This is a genomic window from Lentzea sp. NEAU-D7, assembly GCF_026242055.1.
Classification (GTDB): Bacteria; Actinomycetota; Actinomycetes; order Mycobacteriales; family Pseudonocardiaceae; genus Lentzea.
In genome coordinates, this window is sequence record NZ_JAPJDL010000034.1 from 49,155 (window position 1) to 73,409 (window position 24,255).

The 24,255-nt window shown below is 68.6% G+C and carries 27 protein-coding genes; 3 read left to right on the top strand and 24 right to left on the bottom strand.

Features of this window, described 5'->3' with window-relative positions:
- Positions 1–4 precede the first annotated feature (4 nt).
- The 9 genes from nuoE to ORI60_RS42070 all read right to left on the bottom strand — a co-directional run bounded on the left by nuoE (position 5) and on the right by ORI60_RS42070 (position 8,779).
- Entirely contained in the window at positions 5–721 is a 717-nt protein-coding gene (nuoE, locus tag ORI60_RS42030; RefSeq protein ID WP_266043573.1) for an NADH-quinone oxidoreductase subunit NuoE, read from the bottom strand.
- Entirely contained in the window at positions 718–2,118 is a 1,401-nt protein-coding gene (locus ORI60_RS42035; RefSeq protein ID WP_266043574.1) for an NADH-quinone oxidoreductase subunit D, read from the bottom strand. The genes nuoE and ORI60_RS42035 overlap by 4 nt, the downstream gene beginning before the upstream one ends.
- Positions 2,115–2,864: an NADH-quinone oxidoreductase subunit C gene (locus ORI60_RS42040; protein ID WP_266043575.1), complete on the bottom strand. Its 750-nt coding sequence runs from the start codon at positions 2,862–2,864 to the stop codon at positions 2,115–2,117. The genes ORI60_RS42035 and ORI60_RS42040 overlap by 4 nt, the downstream gene beginning before the upstream one ends.
- Positions 2,861–3,412 carry a NuoB/complex I 20 kDa subunit family protein gene (locus tag ORI60_RS42045; protein WP_090013186.1) on the bottom strand — a complete coding sequence of 184 codons (552 nt, stop codon included), beginning with the start codon at positions 3,410–3,412 and terminating at the stop codon, positions 2,861–2,863. Before ORI60_RS42045 ends, ORI60_RS42040 begins: the two co-directional genes overlap by 4 nt.
- Positions 3,413–3,419: 7 nt before the next feature.
- On the bottom strand, positions 3,420–3,785 hold the full coding sequence (locus tag ORI60_RS42050) for an NADH-quinone oxidoreductase subunit A (protein WP_030478224.1): 366 nt from the start codon (positions 3,783–3,785) through the stop codon (positions 3,420–3,422).
- Positions 3,786–4,050: 265 nt separating this feature from the next.
- Positions 4,051–5,316: a geranylgeranyl reductase family protein gene (locus ORI60_RS42055; RefSeq protein WP_266043576.1), complete on the bottom strand. Its 1,266-nt coding sequence runs from the start codon at positions 5,314–5,316 to the stop codon at positions 4,051–4,053.
- 543 nt (positions 5,317–5,859) lie between these two features.
- Positions 5,860–6,576: a demethylmenaquinone methyltransferase gene (locus ORI60_RS42060; RefSeq protein WP_266043577.1), complete on the bottom strand. Its 717-nt coding sequence runs from the start codon at positions 6,574–6,576 to the stop codon at positions 5,860–5,862.
- Positions 6,577–6,611: 35 nt separating this feature from the next.
- Positions 6,612–7,709, bottom strand: a complete 1,098-nt coding sequence (locus tag ORI60_RS42065) for a glycosyltransferase (protein WP_266043578.1) — start codon at positions 7,707–7,709, stop codon at positions 6,612–6,614.
- Complete coding sequence (locus ORI60_RS42070) at positions 7,706–8,779, bottom strand: glycosyltransferase family 4 protein (protein ID WP_266043579.1); 1,074 nt, start codon at positions 8,777–8,779, stop codon at positions 7,706–7,708. Before ORI60_RS42070 ends, ORI60_RS42065 begins: the two co-directional genes overlap by 4 nt.
- 144 nt (positions 8,780–8,923) lie before the next feature.
- On the opposite strand from ORI60_RS42070, the gene ORI60_RS42075 reads away from it, so the two are divergent.
- A complete protein-coding gene (locus ORI60_RS42075; protein WP_266043580.1) occupies positions 8,924–9,757 on the top strand; it encodes an inositol monophosphatase family protein in 834 nt (277 codons plus the stop codon).
- Here ORI60_RS42075 and ORI60_RS42080 read toward each other — a convergent pair.
- The 7 genes from ORI60_RS42080 to ORI60_RS42110 form a co-directional block, all read right to left on the bottom strand.
- Positions 9,742–10,374 (bottom strand): hypothetical protein, encoded by a 633-nt coding sequence (locus ORI60_RS42080; protein WP_266043581.1) that lies wholly within the window; start codon positions 10,372–10,374, stop codon positions 9,742–9,744. The genes ORI60_RS42075 and ORI60_RS42080 overlap by 16 nt on opposite strands.
- A 90-nt stretch (positions 10,375–10,464) precedes the next feature.
- Complete coding sequence (gene paaE / locus ORI60_RS42085) at positions 10,465–11,520, bottom strand: 1,2-phenylacetyl-CoA epoxidase subunit PaaE (RefSeq protein WP_266043582.1); 1,056 nt, start codon at positions 11,518–11,520, stop codon at positions 10,465–10,467.
- A gap of 1 nt (position 11,521) precedes the next feature.
- Complete coding sequence (gene paaD, locus ORI60_RS42090; protein ID WP_266043583.1) at positions 11,522–12,013, bottom strand: 1,2-phenylacetyl-CoA epoxidase subunit PaaD; 492 nt, start codon at positions 12,011–12,013, stop codon at positions 11,522–11,524.
- Positions 12,010–12,894 (bottom strand): 1,2-phenylacetyl-CoA epoxidase subunit PaaC, encoded by an 885-nt coding sequence (paaC, locus tag ORI60_RS42095; protein ID WP_266043584.1) that lies wholly within the window; start codon positions 12,892–12,894, stop codon positions 12,010–12,012. Before paaC ends, paaD begins: the two co-directional genes overlap by 4 nt.
- The gene (paaB, locus tag ORI60_RS42100) at positions 12,891–13,175 is read right to left on the bottom strand and encodes a 1,2-phenylacetyl-CoA epoxidase subunit PaaB (protein ID WP_090065945.1); all 285 of its coding nucleotides are present in this window, start codon (positions 13,173–13,175) and stop codon (positions 12,891–12,893) included. The genes paaC and paaB overlap by 4 nt, the downstream gene beginning before the upstream one ends.
- Entirely contained in the window at positions 13,172–14,110 is a 939-nt protein-coding gene (gene paaA / locus ORI60_RS42105; protein WP_266043585.1) for a 1,2-phenylacetyl-CoA epoxidase subunit PaaA, read from the bottom strand. The genes paaB and paaA overlap by 4 nt, the downstream gene beginning before the upstream one ends.
- Before the next feature lie 9 nt (positions 14,111–14,119).
- On the bottom strand, positions 14,120–14,551 hold the full coding sequence (locus ORI60_RS42110) for a DUF3592 domain-containing protein (RefSeq protein WP_266043586.1): 432 nt from the start codon (positions 14,549–14,551) through the stop codon (positions 14,120–14,122).
- Between the two features lie 78 nt (positions 14,552–14,629).
- Here ORI60_RS42110 and ORI60_RS42115 point away from each other — a divergent pair, with 78 nt between their 5' ends.
- Positions 14,630–15,862, top strand: a complete 1,233-nt coding sequence (locus tag ORI60_RS42115; protein WP_266043587.1) for an isochorismate synthase — start codon at positions 14,630–14,632, stop codon at positions 15,860–15,862.
- On the opposite strand, the gene ORI60_RS42120 is transcribed toward ORI60_RS42115, so the two are convergent.
- From ORI60_RS42120 to menD, 8 genes are all read right to left on the bottom strand, one after another.
- Positions 15,834–16,373 carry a GrpB family protein gene (locus ORI60_RS42120; RefSeq protein WP_266043588.1) on the bottom strand — a complete coding sequence of 180 codons (540 nt, stop codon included), beginning with the start codon at positions 16,371–16,373 and terminating at the stop codon, positions 15,834–15,836. The two genes, ORI60_RS42115 and ORI60_RS42120, sit on opposite strands and share 29 nt — an antisense overlap.
- A complete protein-coding gene (locus ORI60_RS42125; RefSeq protein ID WP_266043589.1) occupies positions 16,370–16,546 on the bottom strand; it encodes a DUF397 domain-containing protein in 177 nt (58 codons plus the stop codon). The genes ORI60_RS42120 and ORI60_RS42125 overlap by 4 nt, the downstream gene beginning before the upstream one ends.
- Positions 16,521–17,369: a helix-turn-helix domain-containing protein gene (locus ORI60_RS42130; RefSeq protein WP_266043590.1), complete on the bottom strand. Its 849-nt coding sequence runs from the start codon at positions 17,367–17,369 to the stop codon at positions 16,521–16,523. The genes ORI60_RS42125 and ORI60_RS42130 overlap by 26 nt, the downstream gene beginning before the upstream one ends.
- 261 nt (positions 17,370–17,630) lie before the next feature.
- Positions 17,631–18,923 (bottom strand): hypothetical protein, encoded by a 1,293-nt coding sequence (locus tag ORI60_RS42135; RefSeq protein WP_266043591.1) that lies wholly within the window; start codon positions 18,921–18,923, stop codon positions 17,631–17,633.
- A 23-nt stretch (positions 18,924–18,946) separates the two neighbouring features.
- Entirely contained in the window at positions 18,947–19,486 is a 540-nt protein-coding gene (locus tag ORI60_RS42140) for a DUF3558 family protein (protein WP_266043592.1), read from the bottom strand.
- A 9-nt stretch (positions 19,487–19,495) separates the two neighbouring features.
- Entirely contained in the window at positions 19,496–19,948 is a 453-nt protein-coding gene (locus tag ORI60_RS42145) for a hypothetical protein (protein WP_266043593.1), read from the bottom strand.
- A 186-nt stretch (positions 19,949–20,134) separates the two neighbouring features.
- Positions 20,135–21,637 carry a M1 family metallopeptidase gene (locus ORI60_RS42150; RefSeq protein WP_266043594.1) on the bottom strand — a complete coding sequence of 501 codons (1,503 nt, stop codon included), beginning with the start codon at positions 21,635–21,637 and terminating at the stop codon, positions 20,135–20,137.
- Between the two features lie 54 nt (positions 21,638–21,691).
- Positions 21,692–23,263: a 2-succinyl-5-enolpyruvyl-6-hydroxy-3-cyclohexene-1-carboxylic-acid synthase gene (gene menD, locus ORI60_RS42155; protein ID WP_266043595.1), complete on the bottom strand. Its 1,572-nt coding sequence runs from the start codon at positions 23,261–23,263 to the stop codon at positions 21,692–21,694.
- 72 nt (positions 23,264–23,335) lie between these two features.
- Between menD and ORI60_RS42160 the strand changes: the two genes are divergently transcribed.
- Positions 23,336–24,238 (top strand): 1,4-dihydroxy-2-naphthoyl-CoA synthase, encoded by a 903-nt coding sequence (locus ORI60_RS42160; protein ID WP_266043596.1) that lies wholly within the window; start codon positions 23,336–23,338, stop codon positions 24,236–24,238.
- Positions 24,239–24,255 lie beyond the last annotated feature (17 nt).

Here is a 24,255-nt window from a genome sequence, read left to right on the forward strand (position 1 = left end):
TCCCCTACTTCTTTTCCGGCAGGGCGGGGAATTCGGCGTTGGACGGCATCCGGGGCGCGTCCCAGCCGCGTTCCTTGGCGATCTGCGCACCGGCGAGCGTCTCCGGCGCCGCCGACGGGCCTTCGAGGTCGGCGTCGCGACCCTCGAAGAAGCCGGCGAGCTGGAGCTCGGCCTGCTTGAAGTCGGTGAGCGGGGCACCGCGCGTGGGGGCGGGCTTCTCCCCCGACTGCAACGCCTTCACGAGTCCCAGGGCCTTCTCCGGCGTCTGGTTGTCGTAGAACTCGTAGTTGACCTGGAGCACCGGGCCGAGGTCGCACGCGGCGAGGCACTCGGCGTGCTCCAGCGTGATCGAGCCCGGCGTGCCCGGCTCGCCCGCGGTCTCCTCGTGGCCGACACCCAGGTGGCTCTTGAGCGTCGAGTAGATCTCGTCGCCGCCCAGGGCCGCGCACAGCGTGTTCGTGCACACGCTGACCAGGTGCTCACCGCACGGGCGGCGCTTGTACATCGTGTAGAACGTCGCGACGGCGCTGACCTCGGCCTCGCTCAGGTCGAGCTGTCCGGCGCAGAACCGGATGCCGTCCTGGGAGACGTAGCCCTCGACCGACTGCACGAGGTGCAGCATCGGGAGCAGCGCACTGCGGGACTGCGGGTAGCGGGCGATGATCGCCTGCGCCCTGTCCACAGTGGACTGGTCAAAAGCGGTTTCCTGTGCCTGAGTCATCGGTCGCAACCACCCATCACGGGGTCGATCGAGGCGACGGCCGCGATCACGTCGGCGACCATGCCGCCCTCGCACATCGCGGGCATCGACTGGAGGTTCACGAAGCTCGGTTCGCGGAGGTGCACGCGCATCGGCCTCGTGCCGCCGTCGGAGACGACGTGGTAGCCGAGTTCGCCGCGCGGCGACTCGACCGGCACGTACACCTGGCCCGGCGGAACCTTGAAGCCCTCGGTCACCAGCTTGAAGTGGTGGATCAGGGACTCCATGGACTGGCCCATGATCTTGCGGACGTGCTCGAGCGAGTTGCCCATGCCGTCGCTGCCGATCGTGAGCTGCGCCGGCCACGCGATCTTCGCGTCCTCGACCATCACCGGACCGGTCGGCAGGCTCTTCACGACCTGCTTGATGATCCGCAGCGACTGGTGCATCTCCTCGAGGCGCAGCAGGTACCGCGCGAAGCAGTCCGCCGCGTTCGAGGTCGGCACGTCGAACTGGTAGTTCTCGTAACCGCTGTACGGCTCGATTTTGCGCAGGTCCCAGGCGAGGCCGGCGGAGCGCAGGATCGGGCCGGTGATGCCGAGCGCGAGGCACGCGTCGACGGGCAGGTAGCCCACGCCCGCGAGGCGGTTGCGCCAGATCGGCTGGCCGGTGAGCAGCTTGTCGTAGTCCGGCAGCCGCTTTTCCATGACCTCGACGAACGCGGTGATCTTCTCGACCGCGTCGGCCGGCAGGTCCTGCGCGAGGCCGCCGGGCCGGATGAACGCGTGGTTCATCCGCAGGCCGGTGAGGTGCTCCAACAGGTGCAGGGCCTCCTCGCGCTCGCGGAAGCCGGAGGTCATGCCGGTGAGGGCGCCGAGCTCCATGCCGCCGGTGGCGAGCGCGACGAGGTGCGAGCTGATGCGGTTGATCTCCATCAGCAGCACGCGGATCGCCTGCGCCTTGTCCGGCACCGCGACGCCGAGCAGCTTCTCGACGGCCATGCAGTACGCGGCCTCGTGGTGCAGCGGCGCGAGGTAGTCGGTGCGCGTGACGAACGTGACGCCCTGGACCCAGTTCCGGTACTCGACGTTCTTCTCGATGCCGGTGTGCAGGTAGCCGATCACGCTGCGGGCGTGGGTGACCGTCTCGCCCTCGAGCTCCAGGACCAGGCGGAGCACGCCGTGGGTCGAGGGGTGCTGCGGGCCGAGGTTCATGACGATGCGCTCGTCGTGGACCGCGTCCGCGAGCACCTCGTCCCAGTCGCCGCCGGTCACCGTGTAGACGGTGCCCTCGGTCGTCCGGCGCGACTCCGCGATCTCGGCGTCGGTGCGCGTGCGGGTGTCGACGTCGTCCGTGCTGTCGCTGCCGGTCGCACTGGTGTTGGTGCCGGTGGTGACGTCGGAAAGTCGCTCGGTCATGAGTAGGACCGCCTCTGGTCCGGCGGAGGAATCTCCGCGCCCTTGTACTCGACCGGAATGCCGCCCAGCGGGTAGTCCTTGCGCTGGGGGTGGCCGTCCCAGTCGTCCGGCATGAGGATGCGGGTCAGTCCGGGATGACCGTCGTAGATGATCCCGAACATGTCCCAGGTCTCGCGCTCCTGCCAGTCCGCCGTCGGGTAGACCTCGACGAGGCTCGGCACGTGCGGGTGCTCGACGTCGACGGCGACTTCCAGCCGGATGCGGCGGCGGTACGTCATCGACGTGAGGTGCGTGACCGAGTGCAGGCGCTGCGGCACGTCGGCGCCGTAGTCGACACCGGAGACCGAGCTGCAGAGCTCGAAGCGCAGGGACGGGGTGTCGCGGCAGATGCGCGCGACCTCCAGCAGCGTCTCCGGCCTGAGGTAGAAGGTGATCTCGCCGCGGTCGACCGTCACCTGCTGCACCGTGTCGGCGGGCAGGCCCTTGTCGGCGATCGCGGCGAACAGCTCGTCCGCGACCTCGTCGAACCAACCGCCGAACGGGCGCTCGGACGGAGCAGCCACGTGGGCGGGCAGGCGCAGGCCACCGAAGCCGGACGTGTCACCGGAGCCGGTGACACCGAAGAGGCCCTGGCGCTCCTTGCCCGCGAGGATCGGCGCCTTCGCCTTCGCCTCGGTCGGGTTGGTCTTCTCGAGATCCTCTCCCGCGCGGTTGACGCTGGAGTGCTCTCCCCCTGGCTCGGTCACTTCTTCCTCGCAAAACGCTCGGAGGACGGGATGAGATCGGTGCGGTAGCCCGAGTCGGCGAGTGCCTTGGCGCGCACGGCGCCCAGGGGCTCGTCCATGATCTTGGCGTGGATCTTGAGGATCGCGTCCATCAGCATCTCCGGCCGCGGCGGGCAGCCCGGCAGGTACATGTCGACGGGCACGACGTGGTCGACGCCCTGCACCACCGCGTAGTTGTTGAACATGCCGCCAGTGCTGGCGCACACGCCCATGGCCAGCACCCAGCGCGGCTCGGGCATCTGGTCGTAGATCTGCCGCAGCACCGGCGCCATCTTGTTGGTGACGCGGCCGGCCACGATCATCAGGTCCGCCTGGCGCGGTGAGGCCCGGAAGACCTCCATGCCGAAGCGGGCCAGGTCGTACCGCGGACCACCCGTCGTCATCATCTCGATGGCGCAGCAGGCCAGGCCGAAGGTGGCAGGCCAGAGCGAGGACTTGCGGGTCCAGTTGACCAGCTTCTCGACGCTGACCAGCAGGATGCCGTTCGGGAGCTTCTCCTCGAGACCCATGACTTCCTCAGTTCCAGTCGAGGCCGCCGCGACGCCACACGTAGACGTACGCGAAGCCGACCGTGGCGACGAACAGGACGATCTCCACCAGCCCGAACAGGCCGAGCTTGTCGGCCGCTACGGCGAACGGGTAGAGGAAGACCATTTCGATGTCGAACAAGATGAACAGCATCGCCGTCAGGTAGTAGGCGACGGGCATGCGCCCACCACCCACGACCGGCTGCGGGCTCGGCTCGATGCCGCACTCGTACGCGTCGAGCTTCGCCTTGTTGTAGCGGCGCGGTCCGATGTAGGGAGCCGCGGTCACCGAGAACAGCGCGAACGCCCCGGCGAGCGCGAACATCAATACGAGGGGGAGGTAAGGGTCAAGCACGCTCCGTCGTCCTTTCCTCGCGGTCGCCCGCACCCTAAGGGTGTTGTTCTACGACACGTTTGTTAGGCGAACCTAACAAACGCTTGTGAAACAGTTCACAAGCTTGATCACACTGTTGTGAAGTGATTCACAAGCTCGCTCGCCAGTGTAGAACGCCTGTAAATGACCTGGATCACAGGGTCTGACCTGGGCGTTTAACTTGCCCGACACATGCGAAACGGCACCGGCTCGTATTGAGCCGGTGCCGTCACCTATTCGGAGTAATTTACGCGCTGGGAGCGAGCTTCGTGGCGGCCACGATCAGACGGTCCATTGAGTCGCCGTCCTTGGGGTCGTAGAGGCCCGCGAGTAGCTTGAGCACGAGTTTCATCAGGCGTTTCCGCGGCATTCCGTACTTCGTTGCGGTCCGCATGATCGCCGGGTTGCCGATGAGCTTCGAGAAGACGTTCCCGAGCCGGTAGTAACTGCCGAGCGCCTCCTCGATGCGGACCGGGTAGCCGTGCAGCGCCCGTTCACGGTTGACGCCGGTGCGCGCGAGGGCCTGGACGATCGACTCGGACGCGATCTTCGCCGACTCCATGGCGTAGCCGATGCCCTCGCCGTTGAACGGGTTGACCATGCCGCCGGCGTCGCCGACGAGCACCATGCCCGCCCGGTAGTGCGGCTTGCGGTTGAGGCCCATGGGCAGCGCGGCGCCGCCGATCCGGCTGGTCGCGTTCTCCTCGCGGAAGCCCCACTCCTCCGGCGTGCCGTCCAGCCAGCTGCGCAGGAGCTGGCGGTAGTCGGTGGTGCCGTAGGCCTTCGACGTGCTGAGGATGCCCAGGCCGACGTTCACGCTGCCGTCGCCCATGCCGAAGATCCAGCCGTAACCGGGCAGCAGCTGCCCGTCCGGGGCCCACAGCTCGAGGTGCGACTCGAGGTAGTCGTCCTTGGTGCGCGGGCTGTTGTAGTAGCGGCGGACCGCCACGCCCATGGGCTTGTCGTCGTCCTTCTGCAGGCCGACGCTCAGCGCGAGCCTCGCCGACACGCCGTCGCAGCCGACGACGATGGGCGCGCGGTAGGTGACCGGGTTCTTCTCAGGTCCCTGCTTGGCCTCGACGCCCACGACACGGCCGTTCTCGACGATGGCCTTGGTGACCGTCGTGTGCTCGTGCATGCGCGCACCGGCCGCCTTCGCGGCGTTCGCGAGCATCTCGTCGAAGTCCATGCGGGGACGCACGACGCCGTAGTTCGGGAAGGTGGCCAGGTCCGGCCAGTCCAGCTCCATCGTCACGCCGCCGCCCACGACGCGGAGGCCCTTGTTGTGGAGCCAGCCGTTGCTCTCGCGGGTGTCGATGCCGAGGTCGATGAGCTGCTTGACGCCTCGGGGCGTGAGCCCGTCGCCGCAGACCTTCTCCCTGGGGAACGTGCTCTTCTCCAGGAGGAGGACGTCGAGGCCCGCCCTGGCGAGGTAGGTGGCCGCGGTCGAGCCCGCCGGTCCAGCACCCACCACGATGACGTCGGCGTCCTCGTTGATCCCGCGCCTGCTCATCCAGACTCCCTGCGTGTACCGGTCACAGCTTCTGCTGGCGACTCTAACCGGCCTTTGCTGAGGGTTCCGGGTGCTGGGGTTGCGGGCGGTGCCTTGCGCTGGTCCGTCGCGTTCCAGCGGGGTGGGTCGCGTTGGGCCGGTCACGTCACCCTGCGAGGGTGGGGCGCGCGGGCAGTGACGAAGCGCGGGGTTGCGATTGGGGCTTGACCTCGAGCCTCTGGCGGGATGCTTGGACGGCCGGAAAAGGCCGGGCTGAAAAGCGCCCGGCCGTGCCCATGAGGGGAGCATCCCGCCCCCTCGAGGTAAAGCCCCAATCGCCATGAGCGGAGTGCACCGCTACCCAGCCCGTGAGGTTCACACGGCTCGCTTCGCATCGCCACGCCAGGACTCGTACGTGGTTGCGGTGCGTTGGCGGGTTCCTGGTGGCACCGCGCGGGTCTGGTTGCGCTGGCGGGCGCCGGTTCCAGCGGAAGGGTCGGCTGCCGTTCTGACTGTCACCCTGCGAGGGTGATGCGGGCGGTCGACCCTGCGCTGGCGAGCGGGCTACGACTCGGCGGCCTCTTCGGCCTTCGGCTTCGGCTTGGTCGCGCGGTGCAGGGCCACCATGCCGCCGGTCAGGTTGAACCAGGCCACGTCCTCCCAGCCCGCCTGCGAGATGAGCTCGCCGAGCGTGCGCTGGTCCGGCCAGGTCGCCATCGACTCGGACAGGTAGGAGTAGGCGGCGGGGTTCGAGGAGACGAACTTCGCGATGAGGGGGAGCAGTTTGAGCAGGTAGCGCATGTAGACGAAGCGGAACGGCTTCCAGACCGGCGTCGAGACCTCGCAGATGACCATGCGGCCGCCCGGCTTGGTGACGCGGGCCATCTCGCGGAGGGCGACGACCGTGTCGTTGAAGTTGCGGATGCCGAAGGACACCGTGACGGCGTCGAAGGAGTCGTCCTTGAACGGCAGGCGCAGGGCGTCCGCCGCCACCTTCGGGACCCGTCGGTGGGAGCCGGAGGCGAGCATGCCGAAGGAGAAGTCCGCGGCGACGCACCAGGCGCCCGACGCGGCGTACTCGACGGTGGAGACCGCCGTGCCGGCGGCCAGGTCGAGGACCTTCTCACCGGGGCGGGCGTCGAGGACGCGCCTGCTCCACTCCCGCCAGCGGCGGTCGAAGCCCAGCGTCATGACCGAGTTCGTGCGGTCGTAGCCCTTGGCCACGCCGTCGAACATCTCGGCTACCTCGCGGGGGTTCTTGTCCAGGCCGGCTCGAGACATGACTAGAGCCTAAGTCAGCGTCGCTGAGATCTTGTTCAGGGCACCTTCAGGGCGGTGAGCATGCCGTCGACCGCCGCGTGCCACGGGTACTCCTCGGCACGGGCCCGCGCGGCCTCCCGGGAACCCGATTCCAGCAGGTGGCGGGCCGCCGAGGCGAAGGCGGGAGCGTCGTCGGAGACGGCCGCGCCGCAGGACGGCTGGACGATCTCCTTCAGCGCGCTGCTCCGGCTCACGACGACCGGGGTGCCGCTGGCCAGGGCCTCCAGGGCGGCCAGGCCGAACGTCTCGTGCGGGCCCGGTGCGAGCGACAGGTCCGCCGAGGCGAGCAGGGAGGCGACGTCGAGGCGTGAGTTCACGAAGCCCAGGAACGTCACCGGCAGGCCCGCCGCGCGCTTTTCGAGGAACGAGCGGCGCGGGCCGTCCCCGGCGATCACCAGGCGTGCGGAGTGGCCCTGTTCGTGGAGTTCGGCCAGGGTGTCGACGGAGCGTTCGACGTGCTTCTCCGGCGACAGGCGTCCACAGTGGATGAGCAGGTTCTCCTTACCCTGCAAAAGGTCCTGCCGCAACGAGGCGGAGTGGCGCGTGGGGGTGAAGGTGGCGAGGTCGACGCCCAGCGGTACCTGGGCGACGTTCGTGGCACCGATGCGCTCGAACTCCTCGCGGGCGAAGGCCGTCGTGCAGACGACGGTGTCGTAGGAGGCGGCCATGCGGCGGTTCGCCCAGTCGGCGCCGCGTTCGGCCGGGGTGGCGGGCAGCACGAACCGGAGCAGGCGGTCGAGGCGTTCGTGGGAGATCACGACGTTCGGGATGCCGCGTTCGCTCGCCCACGCGCCCATGCCGCGCAGGGTGAGCCGGTCGGAGACCTCCAGCCGATCGGGCCTGAGGTGTTCCACCAGCGACTTCACCCGCCACGGGTCCACCACCCGGTAGCCGCCGGTGTACGGGACCTTCACCGCGGGCAGGGTGATCCGGCGCACCCCGCCCGGCAGTTCCTCGTCGGCGTGGCGGGCGCCCGGTACGACGAGCACCACCTCGTGGCCCTCCTGCGCGTAGCCGGTGCCGAGGTGGTGCAGCGCCGTGCGGAGTCCGCCCGACCTGGGACCGTAGAAGTTGGCGAGCTGGACGATCCTCAAGCGGCCGCCTGGTGGGTGAGTCCGATGACCTCCGCGTAGTGGCCCATCAGCTGGTCGCAGATGGCGGGCCAGGTGCGGGTGAGCACCGACTTGCGGGCCGCGAGGCCGAACCGCTTGCGCAGCACCGGATCTCGCAGCAGGTCGACGTACTGGGCGATGTCCTGTTCGAAGAGGTACCCGGTGCGGCCGTGCCTGACCAGGTCGCGCGGGCCGCCGGCGTTCGGCGCCAGCACCGGCAGGCCGGTCGCCAGCGCCTCCTGCACGGCCTGGCAGAACGTCTCGTGCGGGCCCGTGTGGATGAAGACGTCCAGCGACGCGTAGGCCTCCGCGAGCTCCTGCCCTGTGCGGAAGCCCAGGAACTCCGCGTTCGGCATGTCCTTCTCGAGCTGCTCGCGGTCGGGCCCGTCACCCACGATCCGCAGCTTCACGCCCGGCAGGTCGTGCAGCTCCTTGAGCCGGTCGACCTGCTTCTCCGGCGCGAGGCGGCCGACGTAGCCGATGGTCAGCTCGTCGTTGTGCCTCGGGCGGGGGTGGAAGAGGTCGATGTCCACGCCCCTGCCCCACTTGTGCACGCGCGGGACGCCGTGCTGTTCCAGGGCCTCCACCGCCGAGCTCGACGGGGCGAGCGTGCGGTCGGCGAGCGTGTGGAGGCGTCTGGTCCAGCGCCACGCGGCGCGCTTGGTGAGGCCGAGACCGTAGTTGCCCGCGAAACCGGCCACGTCGGTCTGGTAGACCGCGACGGTGGGCACGTCGAGCTTGCGCGCGGCTCTGAGGCCGTACGCGCCGAGCACGAACGGCGACGCGAGGTGCACGACGTCGGGCTGGAAGTCGGCGAGGGCGTGGAGCACTCTCGGGCTCGGCACGCCGATGGGAAGACTCGTCACCATGGGCACGTCGACGGAGGAGACTCTGACGACGGGCGTGCCGTGGTGCTCGTCGGCACCCGCGCCCGGCGCAACGACCATCGCCTGATGTCCGTTGCGGCGCAGGTGCTCCAGGACCCGGAGCACCGAGTTGGTGACTCCGTTCACCTGGGGCAGGAAGCTCTCGGTCACGATCGCTACGCGCACAGGGACACCATGAGGTGCCCGCATGAAGTCCGCGTGACCTCAGATTTGACGTGGACGGAACACCTCACGTCGTGGCCAGGTGATCGTCGATTCGTCATCTCGGCTTCGGTTGCCGGACATCCGGCGCGGTGAAACTAGGCCAGCATGACCGTCTTGTCGTCCCGTCCCGCGCACCCGGTAGAGCCCGGCCTGGTGTCCATCGCGCTGGAAGTGGCCGGTCGCCTGGCGAACGACGCCTCGGACGTCATCATGGCCACCGCCGGCCGCGGCGTGCGTCCCGACTCCGGCGAGTCCCCGTTCGACTGGGTCACCGACACCGACCGCACCCTGGAACGCCACACCCGGCGCGTGCTCACCGCCGAGTTCCCCACGATCCCCGTGTTCTGCGAGAACTCCGACCCGGACGTTCCCGGCGACTCGGAGTTCCGGTGGGTCGTCGATCCCGTCGACGGCACCGCGAACTACACGGCGGGCATGCCCTGGTGTGCCTACAGCCTCGCCCTGGTGGACCGCTGGGGCCCCGTGGTCGGCGTCGTCGCCGACCCGTACCGCGCGCAGATCTACGCCGCTGCCCGTGGCCGTGGCATGCGTGCGAACGGCACGCCCGTCCGCCTGACCGAACGCCAGGGCGACTCTCTCGTCGTGTGCACCGAGATGACGCGCTCCGGCCCGTGGCCGGGCATGGGCGAGTTCATCTCCAAGGCAGCCATAGCGGGCACGGGCGTGCGCGTTCTCGGCTCGAAAGCGCTCGCCGTCGCACAGGTGGCGTTGGGCCACGTCGCGGCTGCTGTGCTGCACGGCTACCACGAGTGGGACGTCGCCGGAGCGGTGTCCTTGGCCGTGGAGTCGGGTGCGGTCGTGCTCGACCGGCGCGGTGAGGGCGCCCAGCTACCCGTGGACGGACTGCTCGTCGCCGCTCCGGAAGCGGCGGACGAGGTTCTGGGCTGGTGGCAGTCGGCGCTTCAGGGCGACAGCTGAGGGAGCTGCTTCTCCAGCATCTCGAGGTGCGTGCGCGCCTCGTGCAGCTCGGGGTGGTCGAACATCTGCAACGCCACGCGCCCGACCTCGTTCTCGAACTGGTGGAAGTCGTGCGAGGCCTTGAGCAGCCGCTGGTAGACCGGGTGCTTCTGGTCGACCGCGCCGAGCGCCCGCCCGAGCTGCGCGATGCCGCGCACGTCGTCGAGCTCCTTCAAGAGCTGCTCGCTGATCCGCTGCAGCCAGTCCTTGGCCGCCGACTGCGGGACGGTCTGGACCGCCGCCGCGACCCTGCGCGTGGACGCGGCACAGCGTTCGACCAGGTCGGACCACATGTCGTAGGGCTGCTGCGGGACCGGCGGGTGCATCGGCCCCGGCATCTGCCCCGGCAGGTGCCGCGGACGCTGGACGGAGCGGCGGACGAGGCCGACGCAGGTACCGACGACCGCGCCGGGAACCGCGCCCATCATGAAGGAGACGATGAGGATCGCGGTGAACGTGATGAACGCCGAGGAGGGTTTGCCGCTCTCGGACGCCAGCTCGATGGCCGTGACGAGGGCGCCCATCAGCAGGGTGCCGATGGTGGCACCCCAGAGAGCTGAGCGGACGACGATCCCCATGACCTCGATCGTGCCACGCGGAAGTTGTTCTTGCGGGTGTTTCCTGAGGGACCGGCGTTGTTCTGTCAGGTCCAGTCCCCCTTGCTCCGTTCAGGCGTCGAAGTCGACCGTCACGCACTCGCTGGTCGGCAGCGCCTGACAGGTCAGCACGAACCCGGCCGCCACCTCGGAGGCGTCGAGCGCGTAGTTGCGCCGCATCTCGACGCTGCCCTCGGTCACCAGGGCCCGGCACGTGCCGCAGACCCCGCCCTTGCAGGCGAACGGCAGGTCGGCGCGGACCCGCTGGGCGGCGTCGAGGATCGGCTCGTCCGCGGGCAACGGCAGCGTGGTCGACTTGCCGTCCAGCACGACCGTGACCGAGGCGGCGGCGTCGATGACGGCCTCCGCGCGGCGCGGAGGGGGCGGCGGTTCGTCGACGTAGAAGAGTTCGTGGTGCACGCGGTCGGTGGGCACGCCGCGATCACGCAGCACGGCCGTGGCGTCCTGCACCATCTCGTAGGGGCCACACAGCCACCACTCGTCGATGGCGTCGAACGGGACGACGCTGCCGAACAGGGCCGTCAGCTTCTCCGCGGTCAGGCGGCCGGTGAACAGCTCGACGTCGCGCGGTTCGCGGGACAGGACGTGGATCAGCTGGAACGTGGCCGGGTAGCGGTCCTTCAGGTCGGCCAGCTCGTCGGCGAACATCACCGTGTTGGTGCTGCGGTTGCCGTACATCAGCGTCACGCGGGCGCCGGTGGCCAGGACCGTGGCGGCGATCGACAGGGCCGGGGTGATGCCGGAGCCGGCGACGACCAGGCCGTGGTGCGTGCCCGTGCCGGACGGGGTGAACCTGCCCAGCGGCGGCAGGACTTCGAGCACGTCACCGGGCACGACGCGGTCCACCAGCCAGGTCGAGAACTGGCCGCCGTCGACGCGGCGCACGCCGATGCGCGGCGGGGAGCCCGCGGGCGCGCAGATCGAGTACGAACGGCGTTCGTCGCCCTGGCGCAGCGTCAGGTACTGGCCGGCCGCGAAGGCGAACTCGTCCGAGAGGTCGGCGGGCACGTCGAAGGTGACGGCCACGGCGTCGTCGCAGAGGCGGTCGACGCGGGCGACGGTGAGCTTATGGAAGGCCGCCCCTCGCTTTCCGGTTGTGGACGGCAACTCAGATCTCCTTGACGTGCTCGAACGGTTCGGCGCAGGCGTGGCAGCGGCGCAGGGCCTTGCACGCGGTCGAGCCGAACCGAGAAATCTCCGAGGTGTTCAGCGAGCCGCACTGCGGGCACGCCACCTGGCGTGACGGCGGCACGAGGTTCAGCGGGACCGGGCCCGCGACCGAGGGACCGATGCGGGACGGCGGCGCTATACCGGCGGCGGCCAGCTTCGAGCGGCCCTCCTCGCTGATCCAGTCCGTGGTCCAGGCCGGGGACAGCGACAGGCGCACCTCGACCTCGGAATACCCCGCGCCGACCAGGGACCGGCGCAGGTCGGCGCCCATCTCGTCGATCGCCGGGCAGCCGGAGTAGGTCGGGGTGATGGTGACGACGACGCGCCCGTCCTCCTCGGAGACGTCGCGGAGCACGCCGAGGTCGGCGAGCGTGAGGACCGGGAGTTCCGGGTCCCGCACGGCCGACGCGACCTCCAGTGCCGTCGTCACCAGACCGCTCCCGGCAACGAGCGGTGCAGGTGCTGCATCTCGGCGAGCAGGTAGCCCATGGCCTCGGTGTGCACGCCGTCGCGGCCCGCCATGCCCGCGACGCGGGCGGCACGGGTGTCGGCGGGACGCGTGAGACCGGCGGCGCTCAGCACCGCCTCCAGCACTCCGTCCACTTCGGACCGCAGCGAGGCGGGGTCGACCGCGACACCGGCCAGCGCCGCCTCGACCGCGTGCGTCGCGAACAGCTCGTCCACGAACGGCCACACGCGTTCGAGCCCGGCCTGCATGCGGCGGTGCGACTCGTCGGTGCCGTCGCCGAGGCGAACTGTCCACTGGGCGGCGTGGTCGCGGTGGTAGGCCAGCTCCTTGAGGCCCTTCTCGGCGATCGCGGCGAGCACCGGGTCGGCCGAGCCACGCAAGCGTGAGAACAGCGCGAGACGCCACGACGAGAACACCAGAAGACGCGCGATGGTCGCCGCGAAGTCGCCGCCGGGGCCGGGACCGCAGTCGATCTCGGCCAGGTGGACGTTGCGGAACTCGCGTTCGTCGCGCAGGTACGCCAGGGCGTCCTCGTCGCGGCCGAGCACCTCACCGGCGCGCGTCAGCAGCATGCGGGCCTGACCGAGCAGGTCCAGGGCGATGTTGGCGAGGGCGATGTCCTCTTCCAGCTCGGGAGCGCGCGAGCACCACTCCGAGAGCCGCTGCGAGAAGATCAACGCGTCGTCGCCGAGCATCAGGCAGTACACGGCCAGCGCTTCGCGGTCGACGCCCGCGGGGAACTCGCGGTCGACGCCGGAGAGGGCCTCCGAGAAGCCCGTTCCGAACGCCCAATGCGCGTCTTCACCGCCCAGCAAGGACTCGTAAGCGTTATCGAAGCTCATAGATGCGGCACGTCCTCGGGAATCGCGTAGAACGTCGGGTGCCGGTAGACCTTGTCCCCCGCGGGCGCGAAGAACGGGTCCTTCTCGTCCGGCGAGGAAGCGGTGATCTCCGTGGCGGGCACCACCCAGATCGACACGCCCTCGTTGCGACGCGTGTAGACGTCACGGGCGTTGCGCAGCGCCATCTCGGCGTCCGGCGCGTGCAGCGAACCGACGTGCACGTGGTTCAGCCCGCGCTTGCCGCGCACGAACACTTCCCACAGCGGCCAAGACGTGCTCACGCGGCACCTTCCTTACGTGCGTGCTTGGCGGCGTGCGCGGCCGCGGCTTCACGGACCCACGCACCGTCCTCGTGCGCCTTGCGGCGGTGGGCGATGCGCTGCTCGTTGCAGACGCCACCGCCCTTCACGACCTGCCAGAACTCGTCCCAGTCCGGCTGACCGAAGTCGTACTCGCCGCGCTCCTCGTTCCACTTGAGCTCGGGGTCCGGGAAGGTCACGCCGAGCGCCTCGGCCTGCGGCACGCTCATGTTCACGAACTTCTGCCGCAGCTCGTCGTTGGTGTCGCGCTTGATCCGCCACGCCATGGACTGCTCGGTGTTCGTGGACTCCGCGTCCGGCGGGCCGAACATCATCAGCGCCGGCCACCACCAGCGGTTCACAGAGTCCTGGACCATGTCGCGCTGCTGCTGGGTGCCGCGCATCATCGTCATCAGGAGCTCGTAGCCCTGGCGCTGGTGGAACGACTCCTCCTTGCAGATGCGGATCATGGCGCGCGCGTACGGCCCGTAGGACGTGCGGCACAACGGCACCTGGTTGCAGATCGCGGCGCCGTCGACCAGCCACCCGATCACGCCGACGTCGGCGAACGTGAGCGTCGGGTAGTTGAAGATCGACGAGTACTTCTGGCGGCCCTCGATGAGCTTGGTCGTCAGGTCCTCGCGGTCGGCGCCGAGCGTCTCGGTCGCCGAGTACAGGTACAGGCCGTGCCCGGCCTCGTCCTGCACCTTGGCCAGCAGGATCGCCTTGCGCCGCAGCGAGGGCGCGCGGCTGATCCAGTTGCCCTCCGGCTGCATCCCGATGATCTCGGAGTGCGCGTGCTGGGCGATCTGCCTGATCAGGGTCTTGCGGTAGCCGTCGGGCATCCAGTCGCGCGGTTCGATGCGCGCCTCGGACTGCACGGTGCGCTCGAAGCGCAGCTCCAGGTCATCCGCCATGCCTCGATGTTACACCCGAGTGCCGAATCTGCGTAGAACTGTCACAACGGCGGCGATGACGATCCAGACGGACAGGAGGAAGGTTCCGACGGGAAGCAGGCTGAGCACCGCCGTCCGGCCGGCGACGCGCGTGAGTTCGGGGTTCGTCTGGTCGTACTCGACCCGCACGTTGTCCCCGACGCTGAGCCCAGCCGGGTAGAGCACGCCCTGCGACGGGATGATCACGCGCCCGTCCGGTGTGGCGTAGCGCACAACGGTCCGGTTGAAGGACACGGAGTCGACCTGGGCGACCGCCTGCCCCATCGACCGCTCGATGGCCACGTCGTCACGCCAGCAGGCGATGGGCAGAAGCACGCACACGAGCGTGATCACGCCACCGACGACGAACAATGCTTTGCAGACCGCACGGCGGACGCGTACACCGCGGGGCGTCTTGGTCACTGCGTCCTCCACCACAACTGAGAAGTCTAGAGCCGGGCGGATGCCGCGCTTTCAGGTTGATGTCCATACAGTCGAAGCGTGACCTCAGCACCGACATCGCGAGCACGGCAGCGAATCCGCGTCCGGTCGAAGCGGGACACCGCCGGTGACCTGCTCGGACTGCTGCCGACCCCGGAGCACGCCCTGGCCTGGGTCCGCGATGGTTCCGGCCTGGTCGGCTGGGGAGAGGCAGCACGTCTGGAGGTCAGCGGCCCGGACCGGTTCGCGCAGGCCGACAAGTGGTGGCAGGAGTTCTGCGCACACCTCGACGTGGACGACGAGCTGGGCGTGCCGGGCAGCGGCCCGGTGGCGTTCGTCTCGATGGCCTTCGCCGACTCCCCGGGCGACTCGGTGCTGATCGTGCCCGAGGTCGTGGTCGGACGGCGCAACGGCGAGCAGTGGGTCACCACGATCGGCGCCTCGGACCCGGCACCGTACGTCGAACCTCTCTCACGCCCGACCTCGGTGCGTTACGCGAACGGACAGCTGCCGGTCACGCAGTACCGCGAAGCCGTGCGCGAGGCCGTCGTGCGAATGCGCGCGGGCGACCTGGACAAGGTGGTGCTGGCGCACGACCTGGTGGCACTGACCGACAAGCCGCTGGACCAGCGGTTCGTGCTGCAGGGACTGGCGCGCCGCTACCCGGAGTGCTGGGCCTACGCGGTGGACGGACTCGTCGGCGCGACGCCCGAGTTGCTGCTGCGCAGGACGGGTTCGGTGGTGGACTCGCGCGTCCTGGCCGGCACGACCTGGCCGCACGACGGAATCTCGGACGAGGAACTCGCCGCGGCGCTGATGTCGTCCGAGAAGAACCTCGAAGAGCACGACTACGCGGTGCGCTCTCTCGCGGACACCCTGCGGCCGTTCTGCGCGACCATGTCGGTCGAGGGGCCTTCGGTGTTGAGGCTGCCCAACGTCTCGCACCTGTCGTCCGACGTGATCGGGACTCTCGAGTCCTCCACCTCCTTGCTGCACCTCGGCGAGGCCGTGCACCCGACCGCCGCCGTGGGCGGGACGCCCCGCCTGGACGCGACGTGGTTGATCTCGCAGCTGGAGGGGATGGACCGCGGGCGGTACGCCGGGCCTGTCGGGTGGATCGACGGCAACGGCGACGGTGAGCTCGGGATCGCGCTGCGGTGCGCGCAGCTCTCCGGGTCGACGGCCCGGTTGTTCGCCGGGTGCGGGCTGGTGGCCGACTCGGATCCCGACATCGAGGTGCAGGAAGCGCACGCCAAGATGCGGCCTATGCGTGAGGCCCTTGAAGGGCTTTAGCCACGAAGGCCGCCTTGCCCGTCGTGTACGCCTCACGGTCGTGACCTGCTTCGGCAGATAGTTGGCGTTTCAGGTCTTCGTAGGCCTGGGCGAGGGTTGTGTCGTTTCTCAGGGCGTCGCGGAAGCGGATCTGGTCGGACCATCTCGGGTGGCCGGCCTGGATCAGGTGCAGGTGGGCTTCTCGGCGTTGACCTGTCTGGTCCGGTTTGACGAAGAAGCGGCGCCAGGGGCGGTTGTCGAGTTCCGGGGGCACGTAGACCCAGCCGTGGGCGACGAGAAGTTCGGGCGCTTCGGTGTCGAGTGCTGTCATCGAGGCCATCAGGTCGACGACCGGTTTGGCCGCGAGGCCCGGGACGGCGGTCGATCCGATGTGCTCGACGCCGTCGACCAACCAGGGGGCGAGCAACTCGGTCAGCCTGGCTGCCTCGGTCTGTGCGCGGACGACCCATCGAGGATCGGACGGACGCACCTCTGCCCGCTCGTACGCCCAGGCCGGCGCTTCCTCGCTCACAGGGCCTTGTCGAGAAACGCACGCCAGGCGGAGGTGCTGAACGTCAGCACCTCACCGGCCTGGTTCTTCGAGTCACGAACTCGTGCGTCCTGGGCGAGTGAAACCTCGACGCAGTCGCCTTCCGGCGTGCCGTTGCTGTAACTGCTCTTACGCCAGACGCGGTCCTCGGTCATGAAAATCCTCTCGCGGTGCGCTGACGTATTCCGCCAGCTTCCTCCGCGATTGTTCCTCATCCAAAGCCACCGCGGCCAAGCGATCGAAGATCAGCCTCGTCCTCGCGATGGCCCCTCGGTCCTGCACGAACACCTGGGTCAGATCGGTCTCGGTGTAAGCGATCGGCATTGCTTTCTCGTACTCCCACAGCCGCACACCGGCCGAGTTGACGAGCACGTCGGCGGACACGACTCGGATGATGTGTGCGTTGAACAACAGCTGGAGGTACTGGTCCTCCATGACCTGGGCGTCACCGACCTGCTGTCGCAGCGCCAACTCATGGATGTAGAACAGGCAATCCGGTCGATCGTGCCGCCTCAGGACCGCCTGGCGGTCCATCCGGGCCTGCACGAGCGCCGGGATCCGGTCCTGAACGGCAACACCGGCCGCTCGGTACAGGGCGTCGGCGTACCGCTCCGTCTGAACGAGGCCAGGCACCGTCAACGTGTCGTAGTTGAACATCGACGTGGCGGTCGACTCTGCCATCGCGAGAGTGCGCACGTTGTCCGGGACCTGGACGATGTACTCGTCGAAGGCGTTGCGGTAGCGCCGTCTGAAGTCCTCGAAGAAGTCGATGTCCTTGCCGCACATCGTCAGGAACTGGACGAGGTCGATCTCGCTGGGCCGCGCCTTGCCGTGCTCGATGGTCGAGACCTTGCTGGGGTCCCAGCCGAGGCGCGCGGCCACCTCGTGCCCCTTGAGATCGGTGCAGGTCTCGCGCAGTCGCCGCAGCTCATCGCCTAGGTCCCGGCTGTACGCGGTGGAGGGGGTGCTTTGGGCCATCCACCGAAGTTATGGCTTGGAGTTGTTCCACGATACGGGCTCGTTCGGGTGAAAACGGATCAGCCGTGAGGACCTCCGCTGACACCGAGAACCGCGATGTCCCTTGCGAAACCCGCGTTGTCGACCAGGATTGCGACCGGGCCCAGCTTCGTCGTCACCTCGTCGACGGTCTGGGGGGACGGAGTCGGAGTCCGCCTGCACCGCCAGGGCTTTGCCGTTCCGGCGCCGATTCCGCGGAGTCCTGCGCCACCGGCTTCACGATCAGCCGCCGATCACCGGCGGCGCGACCATCCGGTCGTCGTCGAAGTACTCGTCCGTGGGCACGAGGTAGTTCGACTTGTGTTCCTTGTCCTCTTCGCCGTTGCCGGTACCGGCGCCCGCACTGCCCGCGCCGACAGGACCCGTTGCACCGGCCCGGCCCGCGGATGCCGCACTGCCACCACCACGCGCGGTCCCCTCCGAACCGTGGGCAACTCCAGCGGCACCACCGGGATTCGAGGGTCCGAAGCTGCCGCACCCTGCCGCCGAACCGACGCCTCCAGCACTTCCAGCACCGAATCCGCCTGCGCCGCGACCACCGCCTGCGCCACCGGCGCCTGGTGCACCACGACCCGCTCCGCCGGAACCGCCTCCGCCACGCACGGCAGCGCGCGGGTCGTTCAGCCTGAGGCCGGGTGGGATCGGGCCGGGACCGGGCATGAACGGCTTGCGGTCGTTCGGGTTGCCGCCGTTGGGAAGCTGGTTGTTCCCCTGCGGCTTGGGCTGTGTGACCGGCGGAGCTGCCCACGAGGTGTTGGTGGTGCCGTTGTTCAGTCCGGGGTTGCCCAGGTTGCTGGTGCCGGGAGTACCGGTACCCGGAGTGCCGACAGCCGGGTTTCCGACAGCCGGGTTGCCGTTACCAGGGTTTCCGAACTGGGCAGGCGGATTCACTGAGTTCGTGGTGTGCGCGTACGTCGTGCTGCTCGTCGTCGTGACGCCTTGGTCGCCATTGGGCAACCGCGGGGCTTCCTCGAACGTGGGCATCCCCGCGGCCGCTGCGGCGAGCGAGTCGTCCCGCTCCTGCATGACCCGCTCAGCTTCCTGCTTGGCGGCCTGCGACTTCTCCCGCTGTGCCATCATCTCGAACGGCGCCGCGGCCATCTTGAACGGGTTCATGCTGGTCGCCGCGTCCTGCAGCATCTGCTGCGGGTTGAACGGCACTTCCTCGGGGAACTTGTTCTTCGTCGATTCCGCTGTCTCGACCTGGCGGTTGATCACATCGCTCGTCGTCGAGAAGGACGAGGACAGCTGGTCGGTGAAGTTGCCGACCTTCGTCAACGCCTGAGACGCCGCCGCGCCCGCAGAACCCGTCCAGCCGGCGCGCAGACCGTTCACGACGGTGTTGATCCCGACGGCGACGTCGACCAGATGGCTCGAGATCGTCTTCCATCTGGCCGCGATCTCTCCCGCCCCACGCGGATCGTTGCCGTCCATCGCCTGCTTGTACATCGCGGCGTGGCTATGCCCTGGGTAGTTGGCGGTCGGCTGCGGAACCTGCGATCTGTCGTACGCCATCGGTCATCCCCTCGAGCTCTGACTCAGGACAACTTGCCAGCGACAAAGCCTGCAGACTTCTTGGCCATCTCACAGGCCTTGGCCGTGTCGGTGGTCGCAGCACCGGCGCTCGCAATGATCTGCACATGTGACGATCCGCTGATCGAGATCACCGCGTGACACATGTAAACGGTCTTCTTCGCCCCCGCCACCGTGAAACCGTCGTACTTCCCGAATTGGGAGGGAGTTTTCACGTCTCCCTCGTAGTTGAGGCGGTCCGCTCCCTCCTTCGCTTGAACAGCGAGCGTGAGCCCACCATTGCCCACGCCATCCCACTGACAGATCTCCGCGCCAAGAGCCTGGTCGGGCGTCGGCGACTTGATGCCGATCTCGCTCGCCTCGCCGCTGCTGATCAGTTCGCACGGCTTCACAGAGGTGAGCTTGGAGTCGCCCGCATCAACGGACGAGGTGCTGGTCGAACTCTCAGTGGTGCCAGCAGGCTTGGCTTCACCCGTCGTTTTTCCGCTCGAACAGGCAGCGGCGAGCAGAACGAGTCCGACAACGGCGATACGCGCGTGCTTCATGGGTTCCTGTCACAGTCGGTTCATGGTGTCGGACGTGCTCTCGTCCACGTTCCGGTAGGATTTGCGGCTCCTGTCCAGCTGGGCCTTGAGCTCACCGATCGCCCTGATCAGGTCCGGAATGACCTCGGACCTGGCAACCTCTCCGACTTCCTCGTTGAGCTTGCCGATCTGAGCTGCATAGCCCCCGCCCAACGGGGTCTTGGTCGCAAGGTGAGCAGCATTTCGGCCTATCTTTTCCAGCACGTTCGCGAAGTCGTCCAGCTTCTTGATCGCACTGTCGACGGCATCCGGGTCGTGCTGGAACGCACCCGCCTCGGTGGCTGCTTCCACCGATTGAGCCGCGGCCAAGATGGTGCTGACGCCCCCGGTCGCCAGGCCCATCAAAGGGCCACCGGACTGCGCGTAGTAGCGCTCGAAGGCGTACGCCTGGGTGCTTTCCTGTGCGCTGCTTTCACCTGTCACAGGGCTCCCTCCCCAGGCGCACTCCGATCGATCGTTTGACCGTAAAGCAAGTGAGCCGGGGGGCGGGTCAGCACGACTACTTGCACCCGTTCGAACTAAGGAAAAGCACCCGATTCAGGGCTGAACGTCACGAGCCGTGCAGGCCACCCGAGGTGGCCCGCACGGCTCGTTGAGCGTTGGAGCGGCTTACTTGTGGGCGTCCAGCAGTTCGTGCGTCAGCTTGATCTTGGCGCGTGACTTCGGCTCCGCCTGGACCGAGAGCGACTTCGACGCGACGTCCGCCGAACGGCCGGGCGACTCCGCCGGCTTGCCCTTGGTGAAGAGCCAGGTCTGGAAGACCTCGTCGAGCTGCTGGCCGGAGACCCGCTCCGACAGGGCGATGAACTCCTCGACGGTGGCGTCCGAGTACTTCTTCTCCGCGACCCAGGTCTTCAGGATCTCGAAGAACTTCTCGTCGCCGACCGCCACGCGCAGGGCGTGGACGGCCAGCGCGCCGCGGTCGTAGACGGCGCCGTCGAACACGTTCGACGCACCGGGGTCGCCGGGCAGGACGTTCCAGAACTCGCTGTCGGCCGGGTACGAGTCGTAGGTGAAGTCGGCGTTCTCCTGGGCCGTGCCCTCACCGACGTGCTCGGACCACAGGAACTCCGCGTAGGAGGCGAAGCCCTCGTTCAGCCAGATGTCCCGCCAGTGGTGGACCGACACGGAGTCGCCGAACCACTGGTGGGCGATCTCGTGCGCGACGACGTAGGTGTTGGCGCCGCGGCGGAAGAACGCGTCGTCGTAGTTCGAGCGGGTCTGGTTCTCCAGCGCGTAGCCGAGGTCCGGCGTCACGACGCCGCCCTGCGCCTCGAACGGGTACGGGCCGAAGTTGTCCGCCAGGAACTCGGTGACCTCGGGCGTGCGCTCGACGCTCGCCTTCGCCGCGTCGGTGTGTTCGCCGAGGCGCTCGGAGTAGGCGTTGAACGACGGCTGGCCCGACGGGGTGGTCGACTGGCGGATCTCGAACTGGCCGATGGTCAGGAACGTCAGGTACGTCGCCTGCGGCTTGGTGCTGCGCCAGTTCCAGCGGGTGTAGCCGTTGATCTGGCGGGTCTGACCGACGAACGTGCCGTTCGAGATCGCCTCGACGCCGTTCGGGACGGCGACGTTGACGTCGAAGGTGGCCTTGTCGGTCGGGTGGTCGTTGGACGGGTACCACCACGCCGAGATCTCCGGCTCGCCGATGGCCAGGGCGCCGTCGGGGGTCTTCGTCCACGCCGTGTAGCCGTTGCGGTCCTTCACGGTGGACGGCGAGTCGGCGTAGGTGACGACGATCGTCAGGTCCTGGCCCTTGCGGACGCCGCCGCGCGGGGTGAGCGTGAGCTCACCGTTGTCGGAGACGAACGAGGCCGGCGCGTTGTTGACCCGGACCGACTTCACCTTGAGCAGGAAGTCCAGATTGAACTGCGTGAGGTCCTGCGTGGCCTTGGCCAGGATCGTCGTCGTGCCCGAGAGCTGGTCGCCGTTCGGGTTGTAGTTGAGCCTGATGTCGTAGTGGGAGACGTCGTACCCGCCGTTCCCGTAGGTCGGGAAGTACGGATCGCCGACGCCGGGAGCGCCCGGAGACGCCGCCAGCGCCGCCCCCGCGAAGAGCGTCATCGCGGCCGCGGACGCCACCGCGGCCGTCGCCTTGGTTCTGATCGACATGCGGCGGACGCTATCCAGACGATCAAGAACGAACCACCGACTTACGTATGTTTCCTATCTGGTGAAAACGTTTGACACAGTCGCCTTTAGACGCTGGTGCAGTGCGCGCAGCTCGTCGCGTTTCGCCTGCACTTCGACCACTCGGAGGCCCTCGGGTGCCGCAATCGCGCTACGGAACTCCTCCTGGTCGTCCACAGTGGAGTGCGGAATTCGGTAGCCCGCGCACAAAGCGGTCAGATCAGTCCCGTGCGGAGTGCCGAAAATCCGTTCGAAACTTTCCCCGTGTTCCGGAGCGCCCTGTTCCAGCAACGAAAAGATACCGCCGCCGTCGTCGTTGAGGACGACGATCGTGAGGTCCGGCAGGCGGTCGGCGAGCAGGCCGTTGCTGTCGTGCAGGAACGTCAGGTCGCCCATCAGCGCGTACGCGGGGCCTTGGTGCTGCACGGCGAGCCCGATGGCCGTGGACACGCTCCCGTCGATGCCCGCGGCGCCGCGGTTGGCGTGCACGACGACGTCCGAGCGGCGTTCGGAGGCGAAGTCGACGTCGCGGATCGGGTTGGACGAACCCACGAACAGCAGCGATCCGGACGGCACCGCCTGCATCAGGTCGCGCGCGACGTGCAGGCCGGTCGGCCACGGCGTGGCGTCCAGCAGGTCGTCGACGGCCACGCTGACGCTCTTCACCGCGCTCTGCCACGCCTGCAGCCACTCACCGTCGGGCGCGGCGGGCTCGGGCAGCCAGGTGGAGGCGCGCGTGGCGGTGAACGGGACGTCCGGCCACTGCGCCTGGTCACCCACGGCGTGCACGATTGGAGTCGCTCCAAGCACGGCCTGCTGCCCCCTCGACAGGGTGACGCGGCCGACGACGAGCACCGCGTCGGGCCGCAGGTGCTCCGGCAGGCCCGCGTTGAGCAGCAACGACCCGTGGCGCAGGCCACCGGGCGCGGTCGGCTCGGCGATCACCGGCCAGCCGAGCCGCGAGGCCTTCAGCAGCCGTTCCGGGCGGTCGTCACCGAGCAGCACCAGCGTGCGGGCGGGCAGCGAGGAGGGCCGGGTCTCGACGGTGAACGTGCGGTCCGTCTCCGTCCACGCCCCGCGGTCCGAGGAGGGCCACAGGTCGTCGGACGGCGTCAGAGGCGGCCGGAAAGGCACGTTGACGTGCGACGGGCCGTCCGCGGCGATGGCGCGGCAGATCAACGACCGCGTCACGGCCTCGCCGGCGCCCTCCGGCATGTGCAGCGTCGGGATGCCGAGCACGTCGTGCTGGTTGATCGTCTGGCTGGAGCCGGTGCGGTAGAGGTCGACCGGGCGGTCGGCGGTCAGCGCGATCAGCGGCACGTTCGTGAGCTGCGCCTCGATCACGGCCGGATGCAGGTTCACCACGGCGGTACCGCTCGTGCACGTCACCACCGCCGGCTCACCGGTCTTCGCGAGGCCCAGCGCGAGGAAACCGCCGCTGCGCTCGTCGATGCGCACGTGCACCGTGAGCAGGCCTTTTTGCTCGGCCTGGTGCAGCGCGAACGACAGCGGGGCGTTGCGCGAACCGGGGCACAGAACGACGTGACGCACGCCGTTGCGCACCAGTTCGTCGACGATCACCCTCGCCTGCGTCGTGGACGGGTTCATCCCCCAATTGTCACCGGACCGCGCTGAGAGGTCACCCGCTGGTCTCAGGAGCGAAAGCTTAGAGTCTGGTCCGTGGCAGATCAGGAGCTCTTCGACCCGTCGTTGTGGAAGCCGATCGAGGGCTTCGACTTCACCGACATCACGTACCACCGCGCGCTCGACCAGGGCACCGTCCGCATCGCGTTCAACCGGCCCGAGGTGCGCAACGCGTTCCGGCCGCACACGGTGGACGAGCTGTACCGGGCACTCGACCACGCGCGGATGTCGTCCGATGTCGGATGCGTGCTGCTGACCGGCAACGGCCCGAGCCCCAAGGACGGCGGCTGGGCCTTCTGCAGCGGCGGTGACCAGCGCATCCGCGGCCGCAGCGGCTACCAGTACGCCTCCGGTGAGACGGCCGAGAGCGTCGACCCGGCGCGCGCGGGCCGGCTGCACATCCTGGAGTGCCAGCGGCTGATCAGGTTCATGCCGAAGGTCGTCATCGCGGTCGTGCCCGGCTGGGCCGCGGGTGGCGGGCACAGCCTGCACGTGGTGTGCGACCTCACGATCGCGAGCGCCGAGCACGCGAAGTTCAAGCAGACCGACGCGGACGTCGGCTCGTTCGACGGCGGCTACGGGTCGGCCTACCTCGCCCGGCAGGTCGGGCAGAAGTTCGCCCGCGAGATCTTCTTCCTCGGCCGCACGTACTCCGCCGAGGACATGTACAAGATGGGCGCGGTCAACGAGGTCGTGCCGCACGCCGAGCTGGAGACCACGGCGCTGCAGTGGGCGCGCGAGATCAACGGCAAGTCGCCGACCGCCCAGCGGATGCTGAAGTACGCGTTCAACCTGATCGACGACGGCCTGGTGGGACAACAGATCTTCGCCGGCGAGACGACGCGGCTCGCGTACATGACCGACGAGGCGGTCGAGGGCCGTGACTCGTTCCTGGAGAAGCGCGCCCCGGACTGGTCGAACTACCCGTACTACTTCTGAGCTCGTACTCCTCTTGG